Source organism: Arenibacter hampyeongensis, assembly GCF_002909255.1.
Lineage (GTDB): Bacteria > Bacteroidota > Bacteroidia > Flavobacteriales > Flavobacteriaceae > Arenibacter > Arenibacter hampyeongensis.
Genome location: NZ_PIOB01000012.1, coordinates 38,827 through 60,386 on the forward strand (window position 1 = coordinate 38,827; position 21,560 = coordinate 60,386).

Sequence of the window (21,560 nt, forward strand, 5' to 3'; positions counted from 1 at the left end):
GCTAACTGTTTTGTATAAACGGTCGTTTTAATGCCGCTTAAACATTGTTGTGTTCAGTTATTTTATAAATCTTCATTACTGGATCAAAAGTATCAAATCTACTGTACTTTATATTTCCCAAGGAATTTAACAAACCCTCGGTGAATCCTTCTTTTTTAAAGTTCCGATAATTGGAATAATGACTTGTAAACCTTTGATCCAGCCATAGCAGTAAATACTGCTTTAAATTTTTAGGTTTACTGAATCCACAAACAATAGTTGTTTCTGACGAAGCTATTAATTTCCTTAATAATTCAGTTGCCTCTTGCCAAGTTACGATATGAAAAAGCAGACTGGCAATTGAGTAGTCCTTTTTTGACTCAGAAAAAGATTCTTTCACTAAATCTATAGTTCTAAACTCAAGATTCTTTACTTTTTCTTTCTTTTTACGTTTTAAAGCATAGGAGATGAGTTGCTCTGATTTATCTAATCCAATTCCCGACTGGATTTTGTCAGAAAGTTTAAAAAGCAAATCCCCATTTCCACATCCAAACTCCACTAGAGTTGTATTAGCCTCAATGAGTTCAATAATTTGATTACGTATTGGACTTAAGTATTTGTATACGGTATTTGCTTTAAATATTCCTTTCATTTTCAATTAAACGCAACTACGGTTTGTAAATGAAAAGTAGCGTATTTTACGCACTTTCTTTTCAGTATGGAACTGACTCTGAATTTATGAAAATCACCTTGGATTAAGCACTTAAATCGCTATTTTTTATATAGGTTGTGGTGCTTAGTACTTTGTAACTAATAATTTAGTAAAGGAAGATATTTGCAGTTGTAATAATTACAACAGGTTTCCTGAAGCTTTAGCCTGAGCATCCATGTAACGTCCTACAAAAGCGCCAATTAGCATACCAATACTAATTCCTAAAGAAAGTCCTAAAGACTTATCAAAACGCTCACCAAAAATTACTCCTGCAACAACTCCAAAAAGAATTCCAAAACCTATAGCACGCTCAGAATAATAGCCTTTTGATGTTAAGGAAAATGTATCCTCTAAATATTTTTCAAATGAACTTAGTGCTTTTTTAAAGTATTTTTTTCTGTTCTTAGGATTAGATTTTAAATTTAAACGATCAAGTTCCATTTCAATGGATTGAATTTCGTTTTCTGAGAACTCTCTAATTTTCAATCCGGAAAGAATATGAAGAAATTTTTCATAGACCTTAATTTCAGATTTTTTAGTTGTTTCAGTTTTTAAACTTTCAAAAAAGTTATACGTTTCTAGTAATGTCATAATAATTAATGTTTTCTTGGTTAGTGGCACAAAGCAAAAATTATTACACGTAAAACATATTTTTTTTGAAAACTTTTAAAATAGCCTTATATATATAACCATTTAAGAGGTGTCTAATTCCTTAAACTTTCTAAATCAGTCAATAATTCATCTAGTTTTTTGAATACTCTTCCGTAAACGATATTCAAATCCCACATATAAATTCTACCTCCAAAAAATGCCAATAAACTAACAATTAAAACTGCAATTATAATTCCTATTAGAGGAATTCCATATATCAAATAGGTGTTAGGAAAACCTACTAGAATTTCATTTACAAGTCTTTCCCCTAAAGGGATTCCTTCTGCATCTTTAAACCAAAAACCGAATACAAAAGACATAAATATAATTGGATATAAAAATGTTGACATTCTCTTGTTTATAGCGATTTGCTTATTTATCCATTGGTTAAATGCCTTTAAGTACTGATAGCTATTTGCGCCTTTATTTATACGTTCTAAGCCATTCAGTAACCTCTTATTAACTATAACAAGCAAAGTTAGAGTTATAAAGAATATAGTACCCATTATAGGTATTCCAATAAAAAATGTTACCACTAAATAGACAAATGAGAATGCTACAATTGCAATCAAATTTATTTTAAACATTCTTTTAAATTTATCTATAATATGAATTGATTTTTGGTCGTATAGATTATTTATTTTTGGTGCTATTAAGGCATCACTCTTTATAAATCCTTCTTTCCATATATTTTCAATTGATTTTTCCATCTAATAATTTTTTTAATTTCATTTTAATTCTTTTAACACGTACACCTATATTATTTGGGTTTGTTCCAATAATTTCAGCTATTTCTTGATATGGTTTTTCTTCTAAATAAAGCATAATAATGGCTCTATCAATTTCTGATAGTTTTCTAATAGCATTATATAGTAGATTAAGAGATTCGTCTGAAAATGCATAACTAGCTTCAGTTTCTTCAACGGTCACAGAATCAGATACAAAATGTTGAACATTATTTTTCTTTTTCTTTAATAAGGTTAAACAAACGTTTAATGAAATACGGTAAACCCAGGTACTCCATTCCGATTCCTCACGAAAGTTATCTTTACTCCTCCATATCTGTAAACATACCTCTTGATAATAATCTTCAAAATCCTCTTGTGAATTGGTATATGCCCGGCACAACTTTATTATTATTCCGGCAAATGGTAAAATAGATGTGTTGTAAAAATCGCTACTCAATATTGTTTTTTATTTAGTTAGTGGTGTAAATTTTGAATTATTACAGACTAATGATATAATTGTAAAAAAGAATATGCTGTTTAGAATTATGTAGCCTTTATTCAGGACGTGTCAATATTAAGCACAACGGTTTGTGTATGGTTAGTTGCGTAAGCGACTAAGATAACAAAAAAGCGTTTCAGTAAGGAAATCCGCTAGGATTTCCGAGACAAACATTACCCACTTTCAAGCAATAAATTATACACGGTGTTGTGCGTTTGTTTTTTTATTTCGATCGATTCGACTGAAATTGATTCCTATTAATAAAAACACAAAAGGAGCAATTACGGCATATCCAATAATTCCGATATTTCTAATTTGCATATCGTTAAAAGGAACTCCAAGTATTCCAATAAAACTTAAGGCTCCTGAAATTAACATTAGGGCTCTTATCGTTTTCTCCATTTTTCCATTATTGAATATTGGAGCGGCGAATAAAAATGAAAGTGAAAAGAACCAATCCCATGCGAGAATATCTAATATGTATACAACAGATGGCCATTTAAATGAAAAGAGTAAAGTCAAATCGTCCATTGTTGTAGTTTCAAGTTGATAACTCATAGTGAGTACTACAAAATGAACACTTGAGGTAATTCCCGCCATAACAAACATTGAACACAGAGCAAAAAGACTTTGTAATTTATATTTTGCCGAAGCATGATAATGAACTGCAATCATACTTATCGCCATTAATAGGGCAATTATGATGGCAAGTAATTCCATTATTGTAAAGTATGGGTCTCCGATTGGCTCTTCAGGAGAGCTCAAAGATAGAAAACCAAGGAATGTAATAAATAAATATACAAGTCCGAACGAGAAGGTAATCCAGCAAGTAATCTTACCTATATTGATGTAATCTTTATTTGCATCTTCAATCAGCATTGCTTTAAAGTTTTGATTGTCAAATTACACACAAATAGAATGATTACTAACAAAATGCTTGAGGGGATTATTGACTTATTATTCATACTGACCTCTTTTTTTATAATTTTTCTTTAATTCCTCTATACCAAAAGAAAATTCCAAAAACACTAGTAACAATTGCAAACATAATCCCGTTTTCGCCGAGCCAATGTTCACTTCCTTCAATTTTCATTGTTAGTGGAGGCATTATTTTTTGAATATACACATTGCTCACTGCATGAAAAATTACTGCTGGCCATAAACTATTGGATTTAAAAGTGTAATAAGTCATAATAAATGACATAGAAATAATTACGATAAAGAATGTTGTAAATTCCAATAGCACATTATTACTATAGTAAAGAAGTAGCGGCCAATGCCAAGCAGCCCATACAAGCCCACTAAATATTGATACACCAGGAAAGGAAAGAAATTTTCTTAATTCATAAATAAAAAAACCTCGCCATCCAATCTCTTCTCCTAAAGTTGTCGCTGCAGCTCTTATTACTTCAATAGTTCCTAATAAGAAAATAGCTATGATTATTATTGATGTTGGATTTAATGTTCCAATTCCAAACAATCCAAGTTCTTTTCCCCATTCTGTTATTATTTCTTCATTCGCTAAACCTCCAAATCCGAAAGTCCAGATCAGTAGGTAAGTGATCATACCATATAGGGCAGGAACAAGATAAGACAACCGGATATATTTTCCATTTCCCCAATTCCAATTTAGGGATGAAATTTTACGCCCTTTTATTTTTAAAGTGATAAAAGCAGCTAATGCAGGACACCACATTATAGCTCCAACATATATTCGTGAAGGATATAAGTTTACTATGGCATAATGGAAAGGCGAAGTAAGAACAACAACTAATGCAAGAAACAAAAGGGTTGTTTTCCAAGCTTCTTTTCGCTCTGATAAATTTTGAAGCATTTTGTTTTTATGATTTGTAGGTTTGTTGAAAGTAGAAGAAGAGATCGTGGTTTTGTTACTTTTCGCCTAAACGTTTCGGCGCTTGGCGAAGTGGCGGATTTGAGAGCACATAACTCTCAATACAGCACAAAAATTGATGCGAGCCAGAATGTTAAATTAACCACGTCACCCGGCATTGAGCCAAACACCTGTTAGCGGTAGGCATTTTATCCATTAGTCTGTTAGATTTAAATCTTGTCTTAATTCGTATTCTACTTCATTGTCGTCCACATCTGCAATTTTAATAAAGTTAAGTTTCTCAATAAGTTTTATTGCTTTTTCGTTTTGCTTAGTTGTTATAGCCCAAATGCGTTTTAGTCCAATATTATTTAGTCCAAATTCAATTGCTAATAACATTGCAAAAGTCATAAATCCTTGTCCACGGTATTGAGGTAATAAAACACAACCCAGTTCTCCTTCGCCTTTGTCAAGTCCACGATAATAACCGCATGTTCCAACAATCTTATTTGTTAATTTGTCTGCAATACCCCAGTGTATTGAATTTCCGTTGCTGTAGTCCACATTTATTTTGGCTTGCATTTCTATTGCTTGTGTCAATGTTGTAGCTTGAATTGAGTCATAGAATGAAATTTCAATAATGTCATTGATGTCAGAAAATTGAATTTGTCGCAACAATATTTTGTCGCCCGAAATACTTGGAAATTTTTCGTATGGTGGAAGTTTCATTTTGTTTGTTGTAGTGTTTGTTCATGCTTAACTCTAACGGTATTGTGTAAGGTTAGTTGCGTGTTTCAGCAATTAAATTAGGAAATACAAACCGAACCTGCCAGCCGGCAGGCTGGTAGAAAATCCTTCCTGCCACGCTTTTGGGCGTGGGTAGATTTTCGTAAGTCGGCAGTGACCTAGCAATTAATTATACATGGTGTTGGCAGCAGTTATTTTATGTCAGTTCCGAATTTAAGTTGTCTCTCATATTCATGGTTGTCAAAATGACCTTTTGATTCTTGGATTAATCCATCTTTATTGACAGTCCATTCCTCAAATCCGTTAATTTTTATTTTGTTTCCAGTTCCGTTTAGCCCATTATGGGTTCCAGTTAATGTCCAATAGAATCGTTTTTTGTCAGATTTAGTGACTAGACTATCCATTGAAACAATCATATCAGGAAAAGCGTCCATAAATCCTTTAGCAACATTTGTAATGGCATTTCTACCAACGGCAGGTTCCGCGTCATTCACTTGTAATGAACCGTCTTCAGCATAAAACATAGCAACAAACTCAGGTCGGTTACTACCCCAGACTTGGGCATAGTTGCGAGCATAGAGATTTAAGTCGAATTCTCTTTCTTCTTCGGGAATCCGGTGAGCGGTCCATGAAACACTTAACAGTTTCCATTGGTCGATGTCTTTCATCATTATAGCATGATTGACCTCATTGCTACTGGCAACACCGAATTGTGAAATGACGGTAGGCATTATTACTGATGCCAATCGATCTTCGGTTATATTTATCTTATACGAATTGGCGGATTCTAAAATAGGCTTTGGATCTTTCATATCTCGGATGGTTTGCAAATACGAGTCAATAGTCATCTCTTTATGCTGCCATTGTCCATCCTTTGGAAACGTATATGCGATAATGGTCTGGTCGAAACTCAGGTCATCCAATTCTTGAGCATCCCGGTTTCCAACTGCCGCCAAAATGCTTTCCAGTACAGCTTTTATTTCTTTTTCAGATTTACTTGATGTGCTTTCTATTTGGTCTGAAGTAGTGTTTTCTGAACGTTCTTCTGTGCTTTGTATAGATTGACAACTCACAATCAGCAAGGAAACTAAAAAGGATAATAAAATTTGATTTCTCGTAATATTGTTCATTTTTCGATTGGTTTAATTGCTGGCAACGTTCTGTGTATGGTGTCGTAGCATCCCGCAGGGTATTATGCGCTATACATATTGTTAGCTATATTTTATAAAATACATTTCCAATTCTCCTTTTCCTTTAGCTTGAATTTTCTCCCTGGTTTCGCAACTGATATCATTTTTGACAAGCTGGTAGGTTGTTTCTGATATATTTATTTTGCCAGGCTCTCCTGATGATTCCATCCGACTTGCCGTATTAACCGTATCTCCAAAGAGATCATAGTTAAATTTCTTCTTTCCAACTACGCCAGCCACTATTGGTCCCGAATGAATCCCAACTCTCATCCTCCATTTTATTTCATGTTTCTTATTTCTCTCCTCCAGATAGGATAGCATCTGTTGTGCAGCTTTAATACAATTAATGGCATGATCTTTAACCGCTTCTTCAAGGCCACATGCAGCCATATATGCATCCCCAATTGTTTCAATTTTTTCAACTCCTGCCTCCTCAACAATCTCATCGAATCGTCCAAAAATATCATTGAGTTCATTGACCAAAGTGATTGCCGGAATGCTAGCTACCAACTCCGTAAAGCCTTTGAAGTCAGTAAACAGAATAGTTACATTTTTGTGCCTTTTGGGCACTGTTTTACCAGTTTCCTTTAGATCTCTTGCCACATTTACAGGAAGAATATTATGCAAAAGATCATCTGATCTTTTTTGCTCAACCCTCAATGACTCCTCTGATCTATCAATCAGCACAGGCAAAGTCCATGCGATTGTAAGGCAAATCAGTCCAGTTGTGCTGATGTTAAACATTTGCAGGAAATACGGGTCAAGTACATCATAGTGAGGATTAAATTTGGATTGAAACGTAACCGAAAAAATCAAAGTCAAGACCCCCAGCATGCTGAAACCAATAGCTAATTTCCTCGCACTTTTGGGGAAAGTCATGTATGGAGTAATTATTATGATGAAACAAATGACCCAAACCCCTGACGAGTAACCCAACAAATAAAGAAATAGAATAATTCCAATATAGGACGTAGCGGTAAACCAAGTTGAAGCCAATACCCGCCAACCTTTGCCGTTGAATATTAGAACGAATGAAAACATCAATGCTAACAATCCATTGCTTCCGTAAAGTATTGGGGAATCTGTAATGCAAAAAGCGGTAATCATCCACATCACCATGAACAAGATGCCAAGGATAGAAGCGATATTTGTTATGCGCAGATACCTATTCTCAGTTATGGAAAACTCCTTATTAGCTCCAATATCAACTATTCTTTGGGAAATTGGAGTTTTGCTTTTATCACTATTGGGCATTATGTTCTAATTGTTTTTATCTAAATAGTTGACTACTTTCAAATTATAGCTAACGCAGCGCTATGTACGACATCTGCGACAGCAGTGGGCGGGTTGTAGCGTTGGTGGGCAATTTTATGGAAATATAGTGAAAACATTTTTTGGTTTTCGCCTGTATTGGGAATAAAATGTGGCGGTCCTTCCGAGCGCAGCGAACACATGAACACATTAAACAATGGACATGGCACGTATAAATTACATACCTGCCTGCCGGTAGGCAGGTAGCCATTGATATGTTGCGCTGATTTCTTCCGTTAAGCGTCGTTCGTAGAAAAAGTACTCATATCCTACGGTTTTATGTGATCTGACATAGCGCTGCGATGATGTTGCATTTCCCTTTGTGCGGGCGACATCTACGATAGTAGTGGGCGAGTTGGGGCGTTGGCAAACGAGATGTAGCACATAGGGTCGACGTAGGAGAATGCAACATCATCGGTTTTGTGTATGGTTAGTTGCGTGTTTCAGCAACTAATTTAGTAAACAAAAACGAACGCGAGAAAATTCCGAAGGAATTTTCCAAATGAGCACTTGCCAAAGCAATTAATTATACACGGTGTTGTGTGCAGTTTTTATTCCTCCACTTTTTTGTCAAAGGAAATTATGGCTAGCGAGGGGTAAATTAGTTATTATTTTCGATTTGGAACTGACGATATCAATTGCGAGTGAATTAGGACGTAGTCGAATGAGCCGTAATTGCGGTTATATATTGTTGGCATTAGTTTTTTCTTTATCTAGATAAACATTCGGATTAAATTTTTCCATATAGATTTCTGGGTTGGGTAGTTTTGTAAATCCGTATTTTTCATAGAGCCATTCTGCTGTGCTTGTCAATAAAATCCAACGTCTTAAATCTTGTAAATGTTTATGTTCCATAATTGTTTCCATAAGCCATTTACTCAACCCAAGTCCTCGATATTCTTTTAAAATAAAAATATCTCCAAGATATGCGATAGTAGAAAAGTCTGAAATAACTCTTGCATAACCAATTAATTTTGAGTCAAGATACATTCCGAAATTCAAGGAATTATTTATTGATTTTTTTACCTTATCAAAGGGAATTCCATTACTCCATCCCGATTCGTTGGTCAAAAAATTGTGAATTGATGAAATGTCCAATTTTTTTCTGTCGGTTGAAATCAGATATTCGTTTTTATATTTTTCTACATTCTCCAATTTAGTTCGAGTTTCTTAAATTAATACCAGCTATAGTATATATATGATGTTTTTTTTCTTCTATTCTACTAATTCCATTAGCATTTTTCTGCTTTCAAAATCAATTGCTTGGATAAGTACTTTTCTTGTTGATGTATCTATGTAATATGTGCTTATAGCAGCGTTGTTTGAAATGTCATCTGTAGTTTCAACTTTCCAAACTTGTCTCTTCTTTCCATTGAAACTGATAGTGGTCTGTTCTGTATTTTTTATTGTTGCTGTAATTACTCCAATTTTAGAGGCGGGGTTATAGTCAAAAATAGAAATAGTGCTTGAATATCTATCTTTTAATGGAAGGAATCTTATTAATTCAGGGTAGAAATTACTGTCAAAAAAAGGCTTGTCGACTTCTTCAGAAATTTGTGTTTTAATTTCTGTTTGTTTATCAAAATAATAGCCTGTAATTTTTTCTCCAAATTTCAATACCATATCTCTTTGTTGGTTATAGGAAGAATGATATATGGGTTTAAAGTTGAGTGTTTCAACGATTGTACTGTCAATCCATTCAGTAGGAGACTGTTTCATATTGACTATTGTTATAATGAATATCCGCTCTTTTTCTTTCTGAATTTTAGTTTGCACATTTCCTATTTCTACTTTAAGAGAATCTTTACGCATAAACCAAGTCATTTCCGAAGTTTCGGACTTGATAAGATTTTTGTTAGCTGGATTATTTAATGGACTTAATAGTGATTCCTGACTAAATACCTGAACAGAGGCTCCAAAAATGAACAGTAAAATGTAATGTGTTTTTTTCATTTGTTTAAGTTTTCGGTTCCGACTTTAATTGGATTGGTTAGAAATACATAAGCAAAGCATAAAGCTAGAATAGTGTATATAACTGTAAGTGAAATTATAACTTCCGTATGTCCTTTGATTCCGAATACAATTTTCAATAAAGCGATTGCCCCAACACCAAAATGCATAAAATTTCCAATCGCCATAGGCCTGTTATAAATTCCTCCAATTAATGTCCCTTTCGCCATCCAATTCATAATTCCAAATCCAAGATAGAGTGAGCCTAATAATTGAAGGAGAAGATATAAAATGGGGTTTGAACCCATATCTAAATATATGAATATTTCATTTGGCAAAAAGGATAAACCAATTCCCATCAGTCCCAAAAAAAATGCGCTTGCTGTCAATAAAATTTTTGTATTCAAATTAGTTGTTTTAAATGTTTATATGTTATAGGTGATTTCAACTCGGATTTTGTTACAAATAAATGCCAACTCTTTTTTTTCTAACGGATTTCTGTTTTTATGAATTTAAAACCAATTATCAATAACCATATAAGCCAAAGTGTACTACCTAAAAATCCTGCGATATTCCATACAGGGAAATTTGGAATCACTGTTGAGAATAACCCTGCTTGTGCAAATAAATAAATAATTGACGCGGCATATCCAAGCCATATAATCCACTTTGGGAAGAGTTTGAGTTTTTCAAACGCAGAGGTTATCATAACTGTCCAACCAATCGTAAATAACTGTCCGATGTGTTCGCCTAAAATGATTCCTCCATATTGGTGAACTACTTTAAACGCAACAGTTACCGCTTCTTTTGTCATCTCGTTACCAAGCACAAAATCTTTGGCTAAAACAGGTACAACGAAGGTCCAGCGCAATAATCCTAATACTTGAACCATTAAGCCAATGACACCAAGGATTGTTGCCCATCTTACAAAGTAAAATTTAGATTCTAACTTTTGGCCTATTAAAATACAAGCTTCCAATATAGGTAGACCTAATATTGCAAAAGCCCACCAAGTCCATATTAAAGTGTTACCACCATTATAAAATTTCACTAAAATAGTGCCTGTATCTTGCCTTAATATGGTTGGATATTCAAATATCATTGTCAAGATAGTATAGGGAACGAAAATGCCGATGACTCCAACAATCAGTAAGATTCCAATAGTTTTTTCAGTTTTCATTATCGTTTAGAATTTGAATGAATAACTGATACTTGGTGTTGGGTTAATTTTTAAATCCTTTCCTTCAGCTGTTAGTGCAATTACACCTATACGAAAGTTTAAGCCTTTCCAAACATACCAACGAAAACCTGCTTCTACTCCCAAGGCATTTTCGTTTTTGTAATCTCTTGTCGTCCCTCTCAAATAAGATAGTCCGCCGTAAAAAGAGGATGGAATTTCTTTTTCATCAACAGGAAGAAACCAATAGCTTATGCCTGCTTTTAAAAATTCGGTGGTTACACCACTTTCAAAATTGGTAGGATAATAACCTGCGTGAATTGAAAATTGATGGTGTTGGTACTCTAATCCAATAGATGGGTTTCTAAATCCATTGATGCTCAATTGATTTTTAGGAAATTTACTTTGAGCGAATGTTGTGCCTGCTATTAAAAGCAACACAACTAATAAAACATTTTTTTGCATATCTTTTTATTTAAAATGATGATGCAAAATTGCTTCAAGTAATATTGTTTTTATTGGACAAATGTCCAAAACTACTTTTCAGCAAATATTTTTTCTTAATCTACTCAAATGTCTTTGTGTAATTCCCATCATCGATGCGATGTATTGCAAAGGTATTTGCTGTAAAATTTCAGGTTCTTCTTCCATTAGTTTTTTATAACGCTCGTCCGCCGTAAGCGTCAGTAGGTCAAACTTGCTTTTGTCGATACAGCAAATTTGCCATTCTATAAGGCCAATATAAAATTCCTTAAATGCAGGAACTTCATTTTGCAGTTTAACTACATTTTTTTTGTCAATAATCCACAAGGTAGCTTTTGTTAAGGCTCTTATATTTTCCCTTGAAGGTATTTCTCTCAAATAACTTAAAAGTGATCCGACAAAAGAGTTTTGAAGTGCAATGTAGGTAGTACGTTCTTCTCCTTTTGATAAGGAATAATATTGAAAAGAACCTTCATCAATAAATGCGAGTTGATTGGTTATTTTTCCCTCTTTAACAAAAAAATCACCTTTATTATATCGTTTGCAATGAAAAACGTTGGTTATTTTTTCAACGTCAATTGAGCTGAACCCAGATTGAATGAAGTATGTTTTTAATTTTTCCAAAGTCTGTGGTGATTATCGTTTAAATTGCTCACAACGCAGCGCTATGTGTAGTCCGCGATATTTTATGGAAATATAGTGAAAACCTTTTTTGGTTTTCGACGGTATTGGGAATAAAATGTGGCGGTCCAGATTACATATAGTGACTTGATATGTTGGGTTGGTTTCTTCCGTTAAGCGTCGTTCTAAGAAAAAGTACCCTTATCCTACGGTTTTATGTGATCTGACATAGCGTTGCGATGATGTTGCATTTCCCTTTGTGCGGGCGACATCTACGATAGTAGTGGGCGAGTTGGGGCGTTGGCAAACGAGATGTAGCACATAGGGTCGACGTAGGAGAATGCAACATCATCACATATATATGTGTAATTAAAGGTTAAGATATAAAAATAAGCTATTACCTCCGCAACTCCTATGCATAAATAGATAGGAGGGTTTTTAAAAGTTGTCATTTTATATATCATTTTGTATCTTACAGTACATTGATATACCTAATGACGAATGGATTTTTCCCAATATACTTTTAAACCTGTTGTGCATAGAAACAAAGATGTAATATTGGTTATTTTTCCATTTAATCCTCATTTGGTACAACAATTTAGAGAACGCTTTACCTCTGCAAAATGGAGCAAAACCAATAAAGCTTGGTATTTACCGGATATACCCGCTGTTCGAAAGGCCTTGAAAATGGAGCAGCGGCCATTTATTACAAAACACCTGGCCAAAATAGCATCCGTTAACCAAACTGCCCTAATACGGTATTATGATCAACTTAGGTTAAAAGCGCTTAGCCAAAATACCATTCGCATTTATACGGCAGAGTTTGTACACTTACTTCAATTGATCAAAAATTATCCAGTAGATGAACTTACACCCAAAAAATTAAAGGATTATTTTCTCTACTGCGTTTACCAGGAAAAAATGGGGGAACGTAAAATGAACGGTAAAATAAATGCCATTAAATTTTATTTTGAAAAAGTATTATATAGGCCACATCTCTTTTTTGACATTCCAAGGCCTAAAAAACCGGTGACCTTATCTAAAATGTTGTCGAAGAACGAAGTGGTGAAATTGTTTAAACAAGTAGAAAATTTAAAACATCGCATTGCCCTGGAACTATGTTATGGTCTGGGACTTAGAGTTTCCGAAGTCGTTGCCATTAAGTTAAATGACATTGATAGCTCAAGAATGGTAGTGCATATATGTGGTGCAAAAGGTAAAAAGGATAGAATGGTGCCGCTCCCCGTAACCTTATTGCCAAAACTAAGGAAGTATTATAAGGAATATAATCCTAAGGAGTATTTGCTTGAAGGTAGGTATGGGGGGCAATATTCTAGAGGTAGCGTGCAGAAAGTATTTAAAGAGGCCATGAAAAGGGCAGGTATCAAAAAAAATATTGTTGTTCACGGGCTTAGGCACAGCTACGCAACACACCTTTTGGAATCAGGTACCGATATGCGGTTTATCCAGGAACTTTTAGGACATAGTTCTATTAAGACTACCCAGGTGTATACCAAAGTAACACCACGTAGTCTTGCGAATATAGAGAGTCCTTTAGATTCCTTATAACTGTAATACTAAATAAGGCTTTTGGGCAGTTGTGAGCTATTTGGGTTTGGACCTATGGGCCTTTTCCTTACATGGGACTGTGTTTGCCTTGGAGCCGAATAATAGTTCTTTTAACTCACTATTGGATTGCCCAAATTGCGCAATCAGAATTATTTTTTATTGCAGAAAATTTATCTCTTAAAAGTCCAGGCCACAAACCTGCTTTTTTTGTTGCCCTGTTCCATATCCACAACCTTGACTGCTGTAGGCAGGGTCTTGTTAATGGCCCTTTTAATATTTTTTAGGTTCTCTTTTTGTGATACCAAAGAGGTAAACCAATGTACCTGGCCTTTAAATTGTATACTCTCTACAGCCATCTTTTTTACAAAAGCCTCTTCACCGCCCTTGTACCACAATTCATTGGCCTGTCCCCCAAAATTTAGGGATTCCTCTTCCCTAAGTTGCAGATTGCGCACCTTGCGTTGGTTCTTCTGTTGTGCGTCGGTTCTATTTTTAAAAAAAGGTGGATTGCATACCACTACATCAAACTCATCTTTAGGTTCAATAATATGTTCCAAGATGCTGTTTTTGAACCCTTGTAGCCTTAGATCTATGTTTCCCAATACAGGGTTTCTGTCAATAATTTCTTGGGCATTTTTTAAAGCATCCAGATCTACCTCACTGGCGGTGCACCGCCAATTGAAGTGACAGGTAGCCAAAATAGGGTAGATCAGATTGGCTCCCGTACCAATGTCCAGCACCTTTAGTTGTGGCTTCGGGATCAGGTCGGCCAAATGCAACAGATAGTCCAATCGGCCCGGAATGGGCGGACATAGGTTGTGCTCCGGAATATCCCAATAGTCTAGGCCGTAATGTGCCTTTAATAACGAAGCATTCAAAGCCTTAACGGCCTGTTTATCGGCAAATTTTATAGTCTTGTTTCCATAGTCATTTACAAAAACAAAATCCTTCAGGCTTGGGTAATGCTGAATAAGGAAATCAAAATCGTAGTCTTTGGCAAAAGAATTTTTTGGGTGCACGGGTATAGCTCTTAAAGGGTAAAGTTAGCAAAAGAGAATCTAAATCGATATTTCTTCCCAGTGGTCTCTTTTGTTCAAAAAGTTAAATGGTACAAGTGTCATAATATATCTTATCCAGATTGGCATAGTCCACAATAAATAGAGGTTACTAATTATAGACACCTAAGAATTAAACTTGAGAAAAAATATTTAGTAAATTTAAGAATTGGGCTATCAATATAATCACACCAAAAAACCACACCTATGGAATTTACTTTAAAAACAACATTTAATACCACCGCAAAACAAATTTATAAGGCATGGCTTAGTACCCAGGGACACACCAAAATGACTGGAGGCGAGGCCTTTGTTTCCGATAAGGTTGGTGACCCATTTACCGCCTGGGACGGGTATATTAAGGGAGAGAATCTAATTTTGGAACCCTACCATAAAATTGTGCAATCCTGGAGAAGTGATAATTTTAAAGAAAACGAGGATGATTCGCAAATTGAGGTTATTCTTTCGGAAACGGATGGGATAACCCAGTTGACCTTGACACATAGCAATGTTCCGGAGGACGGTGAACACTATATTCAGGGATGGCAGGAACATTATTTCGAACCCATGAAAGCGTATTTTGAGTTTTAATATTTATTAAAAAGGTCCTATTATATTTTTTGAAGATTCCTAAAGGATATTGGACGCAGGAAAACATATTATTTTCTTGCGCCCAATAATTTTAGTCAGCCTTTTATTCCTCCCAAGTATCTGTTCTAAAGGAGGAGGCTGGTAAGCCCTCTGTATTGAACAGGCTACCTGCCTCACAATTTTTAAAGGCATACCTAACCGCAACAGGTTGCTGTACCTTGCTGGACCAAACACTAAGGCTCTTGTCTCCGTTTATATTAGCTTCGGCAGGATGAAATACTTTGTCGGTGCCTGCAATTTCAAAACCGGTCAATGGCTTACCGTAACTGGAAAGTCCGTTGTCCGTATAGTTGAACGACAGTTTTATTTTCCCTTCCTTTATTTCATCTATCTCATTGTATACCGGACCACTAAAACCAATTCCGTCAATACCGTAGTCCTTGAATAGCGCCCATAAGGCCAACCTATCACCAACCAATTTCTTCTCCCTTGGGTGAATGTAATCACAATCCCCAATGTCCATGGTTACCGCCATCCCGGTATTTTCCACAGTTTTCATGGTATGCAATTGTGCCTCCCTGACAAAGCCGGCGTTGCCATCGTTATAACCATAGGGAGCAATTTGTACAAAGTAAAACGGAAACTCGCCCTGCTGCCATTTCTTTCTCCACGTTTTGATCATGCTGGGGAAAAGTCGACTGTATTCCTCGGCCTTGTTTCTGTTGGATTCTCCTTGGTACCATATAGCTCCCTTAATACCGTAACCTGCCAATGGGTTGATCATGGCATTGTACAGTAGGGTAGGAGTCTGATGCAATCCTTTATCCGGAAGTTCTTTTGGTAATGCTATGTTTTTGAATTCTGAAAATGCCTCCTTTTCCATCCATGCCTCAACACTGGACCCTCCCCAGGAGGTATGGATCAAACCAATGGGAACGTTTAAAAGGGTATTCAATTTTTTTCCAAAAAAGTATGCGGTGGCACTAAACTCTCTCACGGTTGCCGGACTGGCCTCGGACCATTGGCCTTCCACTTTGTCCAACGGCTCCAGGCTTGCTGCTCTTTTTACGGTAAACAGACGTATCTGATTGTTTTTGGAGTTTAAAATAGCCTCGCCACTACCATCGATCGGTTGGTTATTAAATCCTTTTACGGGCATTTCCATGTTGGACTGACCGGAACACAACCAAACTTCCCCGATCATTACATTGTTGAGGGTTACTTCATTGCTGCCCTTGATAGTAAGTTTGTAGGGTCCGCCATAGGATGGGGTTTTCATCTTCAACTTCCATTGCCCCTGACTATTGGCTGTTGCGGTAGATTCCTCGCCCCAACTTCCTGTTATTATAATTTTGCTTCCCGGTTTATCGCTTCCCCAAATGGAAGCATTGTCCTTTTGCTGTAATACCATGTGATCGCCAAAAAAAGCTGGTAATTTAATTTGAGCGAAGGAAACGGTGGCCGTTAAAAGGAACGCCGCCAATAAAAAGGTTTTTAATGATTTCATAGAAATTTTCATGTATGGTTTAATAGATAGTTATTTAATGGTCCCAGTAACAATTACAATGGAATTTCCTCTTTATTCATGGAACTTTGATAAATGTAGGTTTTTTTTTAATGTAAAAAGTTGAGCTTAGTTTAAGGTTCAACTAGATAAATTGGCCTTTTCCAGGGCCTCATGAATATTTTTAAATATATACTTCTTGTCCAATAGCATGAAAACTCCATTCTTTTCGAAATCCTTGCTGGTTTCCTCATTAATTCCAGAAAGGATTACTTTTATTCCTTTTGTTTTATAGGATTTTATGATCTCTTTTAAACTTTGGTATCCTGTGGCATCGATCATTGGAACATAACGCATTCTAATTATAATCACTTTGGGCTGTAAATGCGTATTGGTTATGGTTTCCTGAAATTGTCTGGCCGCCCCAAAAAATAGGGGTCCATTAATTTCGTATAACAATACATCTTTTGGGAGGTCCAGTATTTCTTCATCAAATAAATGTTCGCCATTAATGTTGTCTGATGATATGTTTTCAATTAGGACAGATTCGCTCATTCTTTTCATGAACATAAAACTGGAGAGAACTATTCCAATTTCGATGGCTATAACAAGATCGAAGATTACAGTTAGGAAGAAAGTGGTAAGCAGGATGATAATATCCATTCTATCGCCCTTTAAAATGGATTTAAATTGCCTCCATTCGCTCATATGATAGGCTACAACCATTAAGATTCCTGCCAAACAGGAAAGGGGTATCAATTTGGCATAAGGAGCAAATAAAAGCATTATAGAAAGTAGGACCAAGGCGTGTACTATACCCGCAATTGGGGTTCTACCACCATTCTTTACATTGGTGGCCGTTCTTGCAATAGCTCCAGTGGCGGGAATTCCACCGAATATGGCGGAGAAAATATTGGCCGTTCCCTGTGCTATGAGTTCCATGTTGGAACGATGTTTCCCTCCGATCATGGAATCGGAGACCACTGCAGATAGCAGTGACTCAATACTACCCAACAAGGCAATTGCAAAGGCGGGTTGTATCAGAGATTTCACGGTTGCATAATCCACTTCGGGAAGGGAGGGCATACTTAATTGATTTGGGATTTCCCCAAAATTACTTTCAATAGTATCTACGGGAATATTAAAAACTTTTACCACTATGGTTGATAAAAGTATGGCCACAATGGATCCTGGAATCTTCTTTATCAACTTTTGAAAATATAAGGTAATAATTACCGTCGCAAAGGCGATGGCAATGGCATACCAGTTGATCTTGTTCATATTTTCAAAATATACGACCCACTTGTCAATGAAATCGGCGGGTACTTTTGCAATATGGAGTCCAAAAAAATCGTTGATCTGGGAAGAAAAAATGATCAGTGCTATTCCGCTAGTGAAACCTACGATCAAGGAGTAAGGTATAAATTTCAGTAAATTGCCCAGACGTGCCAGCCCTAAACCTATGATAATAAAGCCGGCCATAAAGGTGGCTATCGTCAATCCGTTTATTCCATATTCTTGAACAATACCATAGACAATAACAATGAACGCCCCGGTTGGACCACCGATTTGGACACGACTTCCTCCCAAGACTGAAATTATTATCCCAGCAATAATGGCTGTTATTATACCTTTTTCCGGGGAAACCCCAGAAGCTATGGCAAAGGCAATGGCTAAGGGCAGTGCCACTATACCAACGATCAATCCTGAAAGTATATCTTTAGTAATGGTTTCTTTGGAAATTCCCTCCTTTAGTAGAGAGAACAACTTGGGAATGAACGCTTTATTCATAGTTTGACCAAATGGTATTCAACGGTTTCAGGTGAAGGGGGAAAGGTTTATTACAGAGAATATGGGCAATAATTCCTGTCAAACCTAGGTTGATCTTTTCTTTTAATATATGACAATTGTCATTTTATTTCATTGTTGTAGCGGATTAATATTTATACGCTGGCTTATTTGTTTTTAAGATGGAGGAGTTGAGGATACAGTGGCCTTTTCGTCTTCCTTCAAGTCTATGCTGAGATAAGAATAAGGCTGTTGGCCATTATTCTCTATGGTAGAAGTCGTTTTTTCCCCATTTACAAAGAGAAATTCATGGACACCAGGTATTTTGGCAATCCATTTTACGGTACCACCGTTTTCATTATGCGCCATGGTTTTAGTTTTTCCATAATGTTTTACGCTAATTTTATTGGAGAGTAGGGGAACGTTCATAATTTCTGCCCATTCATTTTCCTTATCAAGACGGGATAGGCTCATAAATGCATTTATAGCAGCATCGGGTTCAATGCCCATTAAACCTCTGGTAATATGCTCAATTACGGTATAGGAATTCTCTGGATAGGCCCGTCTGGGATTTAAGGGACTACACAAATTAATGATCATCTTATTTGCCATGGCAGTTTTGTTGTTTTCATAAAATATAATAGGCAAGTAGGACTTTAATTCAACAATTAATTTACCAAAATTGTTCTCGTATTTCTCTACCAAATCCATTATTTTGGAATCGTCCTGGATAGCATCATAATAGAAGAGATAATGTAAAAAAGCCTGATTATCCCCTACCATAAAATAATCGAACTTACCATCCCCATATAGGATGGAACGATATTCCTGTCTTTCGGTATCCCACCAAAATTGATCTAGGAATTCCTGCTCTTGATGAGCTTTTTCGGCATATTTTACAGAGTTCGGCAAATCTTTTCTAAGCTTTAGCATCTCAGAGTAGGCTTTATATGCCGCTATTATGGAGGCGGACATGTCTATACCAAGCAAAGTTTCTCCCCGGCCACCTTCGTTGTAGGTAGGAATGCCCCGCTTGTTTCCAAACCTGCTTTTTTCTGGACTCTCGGGTGAATGTAGGGACCTATTTCGGTCTAGGATCTTGTCCGCACCTAATTCCCAATGGTCTATATATTCATTAAGACTCAAATCATAAAAATTAATGAGATCGGGATTATTAAGGTACTCCTCGTTTCCTGTCCATTTATAAAGTCGGTAGGCGTTATAGGTTACATCAAAGTTGGCAGGTAGGTTGTACCAAAAATCCTGGTCATTTTCGTAGTCTACCGGAGCAGGTTTATTATACCGGTTTATTTCCCAATAGGAACAGTAATCCTTTTCCTTACTAATGTTTTGGGCGAATTTCAGGAACATATTATAATTGTGTTTGCCCAGGCTCAAAATTTCTGCCCCAATGGCCTGATGGGACACGTCTCGCATGCAAAATGCTTCACGGTCGGGAAGTGCTGCCTCATACCAGTATCCAACAGGGTCGGTGTTATCATGGGCGTAGGACAGCGCCTTGTTTTTGGCCCAGCTGAAAGCCTTGTCCAATTCTTTATTGGAAGAATTAAATACCAATCCTCCATTATTGGTTGGGGTTGTTTTTTTTTCGGATTCTTTACAACTACTGAGCATTATCACAAAGAGAAACAAAAGGCAGTATCTGGAAGTTATGGCTATTTCCATGGTATTAATTTATTTATATGATCAGTTGTATTTCTATGGCTATATCTCTTTTTCAATAAATATAGAATGTTTTGCTAAAACTGAAATTTATTCGGTGAATTTAAAGGAATATAAATCGGCATCCATCATGTTTACTCGCAGTTTTATGATTTTATCCTTAATAGGGCTAAGGTTCAATGAATTCTGCCAGATCACCTTTCCATTAATTTCATCGCCTACTATTTTTTCAGTGGAATAATGAATGCCATTAATAGAAGGCTCACTATGTTCATCCACAATTTCTATATGGATATAGCCACCGGCACTGGTGGAATAGTTGATTTCCAATTTATCTCCATTAAACCTAAATGGTTTGGTAACAAAAAAGCCTTCCTTGGATTTAGCATTTACGGAAGAAAATCCGTCCATTCTAATTTTAAACAAGCTGTTTCGTGCATAGATCCCAATATGGGTTTCGTCCAAGGGAACAAGGTTTAAAGTAATATAATTGGATCTGTTTCCCCATCTATCACTTTTGAGTCCTGGTCTTATAAAGGCTTCTTTAAAGGTTCTATTAAATTTAATGCCATCTCTGGAACTTATAAAAACTATATCTGTGGAATTGCCGTTTTCAGGGAAGAATCGTGTTGGCAATCCTATATAAATATGGGGTGCCCTAAAATAAGGTTGAATACCCGAGGTATAAAGATGTTCTCCCTCAAAATTGGGAAATATGTTGATGGGTTCGCTCCAATTCACAAAATCTTTTGAGGTAGTTCTAGAGAATGATCTTAAACCATTGATGAGCCTTCTATAATAACAAACGTATTGATTTTCGGTTTCCGACCAAAAGGCGATATTCTGTGAATCAAATTCATAATAGGCAGCATCGTGTTTAATTACAGGTTCATTCCTGTATTTTTTAAATTTTATGCCATCATGGGAAACAAAATGGAAAAGGCCCTCGGTATCATTGGTTCCGGATAAAGCTCTGTATTTATATTGAGAATTGGGGTTTACATCTTTGAAGGGAGTGAAATTATGACTGAAGGGTGGCTCGTAAAATATGTAATTATTTATACTGTCATTTAAGTGTGTGGCTTCTTCCTGCCAATGATAGCCATCCCAACTAATGGCACTCCTGGTTATTTCCCCAGGATTGCCGTCATACAATTCTCCTTTCCAAAAATCCAATTTATCCCTGTAATAAATTCGAAATAGACTGTCCGTTTTAATAATAGTTTGATAATAGCCATTTGGGATATTGGCGCTTTGGACCTCTAGGGGGGCATTTAATTGTAACTCCAGACCCACTATGCTGTCCAATAAATAATCATCCAAAAACAATTCTCGTTTATTCCCTAGATCCAATACAGCCTGACATAATAATTGATTTGAAAAGAAAAGAAATATTGCAATTACAGGGAAGAGATTTTTTTTGTCGATCATAGATATCCAAGAGTAATGGTTTTGTTAAAAGTATGGAATTTTGTTCTTTTTTTATCAGTG

General features: G+C 36.0%; 22 protein-coding genes. 2 read left to right on the forward strand and 20 right to left on the reverse strand.

Annotated elements, in window-relative coordinates:
- Window positions 1–37: 37 nt before the first annotated feature.
- The 15 genes from CWD91_RS20330 to CWD91_RS20400 form a co-directional block, all read right to left on the reverse strand.
- Window positions 38–631 carry a class I SAM-dependent methyltransferase gene (locus CWD91_RS20330; protein WP_103442817.1) on the reverse strand — a complete coding sequence of 198 codons (594 nt, stop codon included), beginning with the start codon at window positions 629–631 and terminating at the stop codon, window positions 38–40.
- A gap of 198 nt (window positions 632–829) precedes the next feature.
- Window positions 830–1,282, reverse strand: coding sequence for a hypothetical protein (locus CWD91_RS20335; RefSeq protein WP_103442818.1), 453 nt, complete (start codon window positions 1,280–1,282; stop codon window positions 830–832).
- A gap of 113 nt (window positions 1,283–1,395) precedes the next feature.
- Window positions 1,396–2,052 (reverse strand): hypothetical protein, encoded by a 657-nt coding sequence (locus CWD91_RS20340; RefSeq protein ID WP_103442819.1) that lies wholly within the window; start codon window positions 2,050–2,052, stop codon window positions 1,396–1,398.
- A complete protein-coding gene (locus CWD91_RS20345; protein WP_103442820.1) occupies window positions 2,036–2,527 on the reverse strand; it encodes an RNA polymerase sigma factor in 492 nt (163 codons plus the stop codon). The genes CWD91_RS20340 and CWD91_RS20345 overlap by 17 nt, the downstream gene beginning before the upstream one ends.
- Window positions 2,528–2,764: 237 nt before the next feature.
- Complete coding sequence (locus CWD91_RS20350) at window positions 2,765–3,448, reverse strand: hypothetical protein (protein ID WP_205164671.1); 684 nt, start codon at window positions 3,446–3,448, stop codon at window positions 2,765–2,767.
- Window positions 3,449–3,548: 100 nt separating this feature from the next.
- Window positions 3,549–4,403 (reverse strand): CPBP family intramembrane glutamic endopeptidase, encoded by an 855-nt coding sequence (locus CWD91_RS20355; RefSeq protein ID WP_103442821.1) that lies wholly within the window; start codon window positions 4,401–4,403, stop codon window positions 3,549–3,551.
- A 213-nt stretch (window positions 4,404–4,616) separates the two neighbouring features.
- Entirely contained in the window at window positions 4,617–5,129 is a 513-nt protein-coding gene (locus tag CWD91_RS20360; protein WP_103442822.1) for a GNAT family N-acetyltransferase, read from the reverse strand.
- Window positions 5,130–5,338: 209 nt separating this feature from the next.
- The gene (locus tag CWD91_RS20365; RefSeq protein ID WP_103442823.1) at window positions 5,339–6,277 is read right to left on the reverse strand and encodes an ester cyclase; all 939 of its coding nucleotides are present in this window, start codon (window positions 6,275–6,277) and stop codon (window positions 5,339–5,341) included.
- Between the two features lie 81 nt (window positions 6,278–6,358).
- Entirely contained in the window at window positions 6,359–7,591 is a 1,233-nt protein-coding gene (locus CWD91_RS20370; protein WP_103442824.1) for an adenylate/guanylate cyclase domain-containing protein, read from the reverse strand.
- A gap of 738 nt (window positions 7,592–8,329) precedes the next feature.
- Window positions 8,330–8,803: a GNAT family N-acetyltransferase gene (locus CWD91_RS20375; protein WP_103442825.1), complete on the reverse strand. Its 474-nt coding sequence runs from the start codon at window positions 8,801–8,803 to the stop codon at window positions 8,330–8,332.
- 60 nt (window positions 8,804–8,863) lie between these two features.
- Window positions 8,864–9,601, reverse strand: a complete 738-nt coding sequence (locus CWD91_RS20380; protein ID WP_103442826.1) for a DUF3108 domain-containing protein — start codon at window positions 9,599–9,601, stop codon at window positions 8,864–8,866.
- On the reverse strand, window positions 9,598–10,005 hold the full coding sequence (locus CWD91_RS20385; RefSeq protein ID WP_103442827.1) for a hypothetical protein: 408 nt from the start codon (window positions 10,003–10,005) through the stop codon (window positions 9,598–9,600). Before CWD91_RS20385 ends, CWD91_RS20380 begins: the two co-directional genes overlap by 4 nt.
- Before the next feature lie 80 nt (window positions 10,006–10,085).
- Window positions 10,086–10,778: a DUF4386 domain-containing protein gene (locus CWD91_RS20390; protein WP_103442828.1), complete on the reverse strand. Its 693-nt coding sequence runs from the start codon at window positions 10,776–10,778 to the stop codon at window positions 10,086–10,088.
- Window positions 10,779–10,784: 6 nt separating this feature from the next.
- Window positions 10,785–11,240 (reverse strand): hypothetical protein, encoded by a 456-nt coding sequence (locus CWD91_RS20395; protein ID WP_103442829.1) that lies wholly within the window; start codon window positions 11,238–11,240, stop codon window positions 10,785–10,787.
- A gap of 78 nt (window positions 11,241–11,318) precedes the next feature.
- The gene (locus CWD91_RS20400; RefSeq protein ID WP_103442830.1) at window positions 11,319–11,882 is read right to left on the reverse strand and encodes a Crp/Fnr family transcriptional regulator; all 564 of its coding nucleotides are present in this window, start codon (window positions 11,880–11,882) and stop codon (window positions 11,319–11,321) included.
- A gap of 498 nt (window positions 11,883–12,380) precedes the next feature.
- On the opposite strand from CWD91_RS20400, the gene CWD91_RS20405 reads away from it, so the two are divergent.
- Window positions 12,381–13,448 (forward strand): tyrosine-type recombinase/integrase, encoded by a 1,068-nt coding sequence (locus CWD91_RS20405; RefSeq protein WP_103442831.1) that lies wholly within the window; start codon window positions 12,381–12,383, stop codon window positions 13,446–13,448.
- A gap of 170 nt (window positions 13,449–13,618) precedes the next feature.
- Here the strand turns inward: CWD91_RS20405 and rlmF are convergent, their stop codons facing one another.
- A complete protein-coding gene (gene rlmF / locus CWD91_RS20410; RefSeq protein ID WP_103442832.1) occupies window positions 13,619–14,467 on the reverse strand; it encodes a 23S rRNA (adenine(1618)-N(6))-methyltransferase RlmF in 849 nt (282 codons plus the stop codon).
- Between the two features lie 243 nt (window positions 14,468–14,710).
- On the opposite strand from rlmF, the gene CWD91_RS20415 reads away from it, so the two are divergent.
- On the forward strand, window positions 14,711–15,094 hold the full coding sequence (locus tag CWD91_RS20415) for an SRPBCC domain-containing protein (RefSeq protein ID WP_103442833.1): 384 nt from the start codon (window positions 14,711–14,713) through the stop codon (window positions 15,092–15,094).
- Between the two features lie 103 nt (window positions 15,095–15,197).
- Here the strand turns inward: CWD91_RS20415 and CWD91_RS20420 are convergent, their stop codons facing one another.
- The 4 genes from CWD91_RS20420 to CWD91_RS20435 form a co-directional block, all read right to left on the reverse strand.
- Complete coding sequence (locus CWD91_RS20420) at window positions 15,198–16,601, reverse strand: sialate O-acetylesterase (RefSeq protein WP_103442870.1); 1,404 nt, start codon at window positions 16,599–16,601, stop codon at window positions 15,198–15,200.
- A gap of 138 nt (window positions 16,602–16,739) precedes the next feature.
- On the reverse strand, window positions 16,740–18,389 hold the full coding sequence (locus CWD91_RS20425) for a SulP family inorganic anion transporter (protein WP_103442834.1): 1,650 nt from the start codon (window positions 18,387–18,389) through the stop codon (window positions 16,740–16,742).
- 174 nt (window positions 18,390–18,563) lie between these two features.
- A complete protein-coding gene (locus CWD91_RS20430) occupies window positions 18,564–20,072 on the reverse strand; it encodes a hypothetical protein (RefSeq protein ID WP_157943854.1) in 1,509 nt (502 codons plus the stop codon).
- An 87-nt stretch (window positions 20,073–20,159) separates the two neighbouring features.
- Window positions 20,160–21,500, reverse strand: a complete 1,341-nt coding sequence (locus CWD91_RS20435) for a hypothetical protein (protein WP_103442836.1) — start codon at window positions 21,498–21,500, stop codon at window positions 20,160–20,162.
- Between the last annotated feature and the right edge of the window lie 60 nt (window positions 21,501–21,560).

Coding starts and splice junctions, on each gene's coding strand:
- CWD91_RS20330 (WP_103442817.1), bottom strand. CDS start 631: ATGAAAGGAATATTTAAAGCAAATACCGTATACAAATACTTAAGTCCA.
- CWD91_RS20335 (WP_103442818.1), bottom strand. CDS start 1,282: ATGACATTACTAGAAACGTATAACTTTTTTGAAAGTTTAAAAACTGAA.
- CWD91_RS20340 (WP_103442819.1), bottom strand. CDS start 2,052: ATGGAAAAATCAATTGAAAATATATGGAAAGAAGGATTTATAAAGAGT.
- CWD91_RS20350 (WP_205164671.1), bottom strand. CDS start 3,448: ATGCTGATTGAAGATGCAAATAAAGATTACATCAATATAGGTAAGATT.
- CWD91_RS20355 (WP_103442821.1), bottom strand. CDS start 4,403: ATGCTTCAAAATTTATCAGAGCGAAAAGAAGCTTGGAAAACAACCCTT.
- CWD91_RS20360 (WP_103442822.1), bottom strand. CDS start 5,129: ATGAAACTTCCACCATACGAAAAATTTCCAAGTATTTCGGGCGACAAA.
- CWD91_RS20365 (WP_103442823.1), bottom strand. CDS start 6,277: ATGAACAATATTACGAGAAATCAAATTTTATTATCCTTTTTAGTTTCC.
- CWD91_RS20370 (WP_103442824.1), bottom strand. CDS start 7,591: ATGCCCAATAGTGATAAAAGCAAAACTCCAATTTCCCAAAGAATAGTT.
- CWD91_RS20380 (WP_103442826.1), bottom strand. CDS start 9,601: ATGAAAAAAACACATTACATTTTACTGTTCATTTTTGGAGCCTCTGTT.
- CWD91_RS20390 (WP_103442828.1), bottom strand. CDS start 10,778: ATGAAAACTGAAAAAACTATTGGAATCTTACTGATTGTTGGAGTCATC.
- CWD91_RS20395 (WP_103442829.1), bottom strand. CDS start 11,240: ATGCAAAAAAATGTTTTATTAGTTGTGTTGCTTTTAATAGCAGGCACA.
- CWD91_RS20405 (WP_103442831.1), top strand. CDS start 12,381: ATGGATTTTTCCCAATATACTTTTAAACCTGTTGTGCATAGAAACAAA.
- CWD91_RS20415 (WP_103442833.1), top strand. CDS start 14,711: ATGGAATTTACTTTAAAAACAACATTTAATACCACCGCAAAACAAATT.
- CWD91_RS20420 (WP_103442870.1), bottom strand. CDS start 16,601: ATGAAATCATTAAAAACCTTTTTATTGGCGGCGTTCCTTTTAACGGCC.
- CWD91_RS20425 (WP_103442834.1), bottom strand. CDS start 18,389: ATGAATAAAGCGTTCATTCCCAAGTTGTTCTCTCTACTAAAGGAGGGA.
- CWD91_RS20430 (WP_157943854.1), bottom strand. CDS start 20,072: ATGGAAATAGCCATAACTTCCAGATACTGCCTTTTGTTTCTCTTTGTG.
- CWD91_RS20435 (WP_103442836.1), bottom strand. CDS start 21,500: ATGATCGACAAAAAAAATCTCTTCCCTGTAATTGCAATATTTCTTTTC.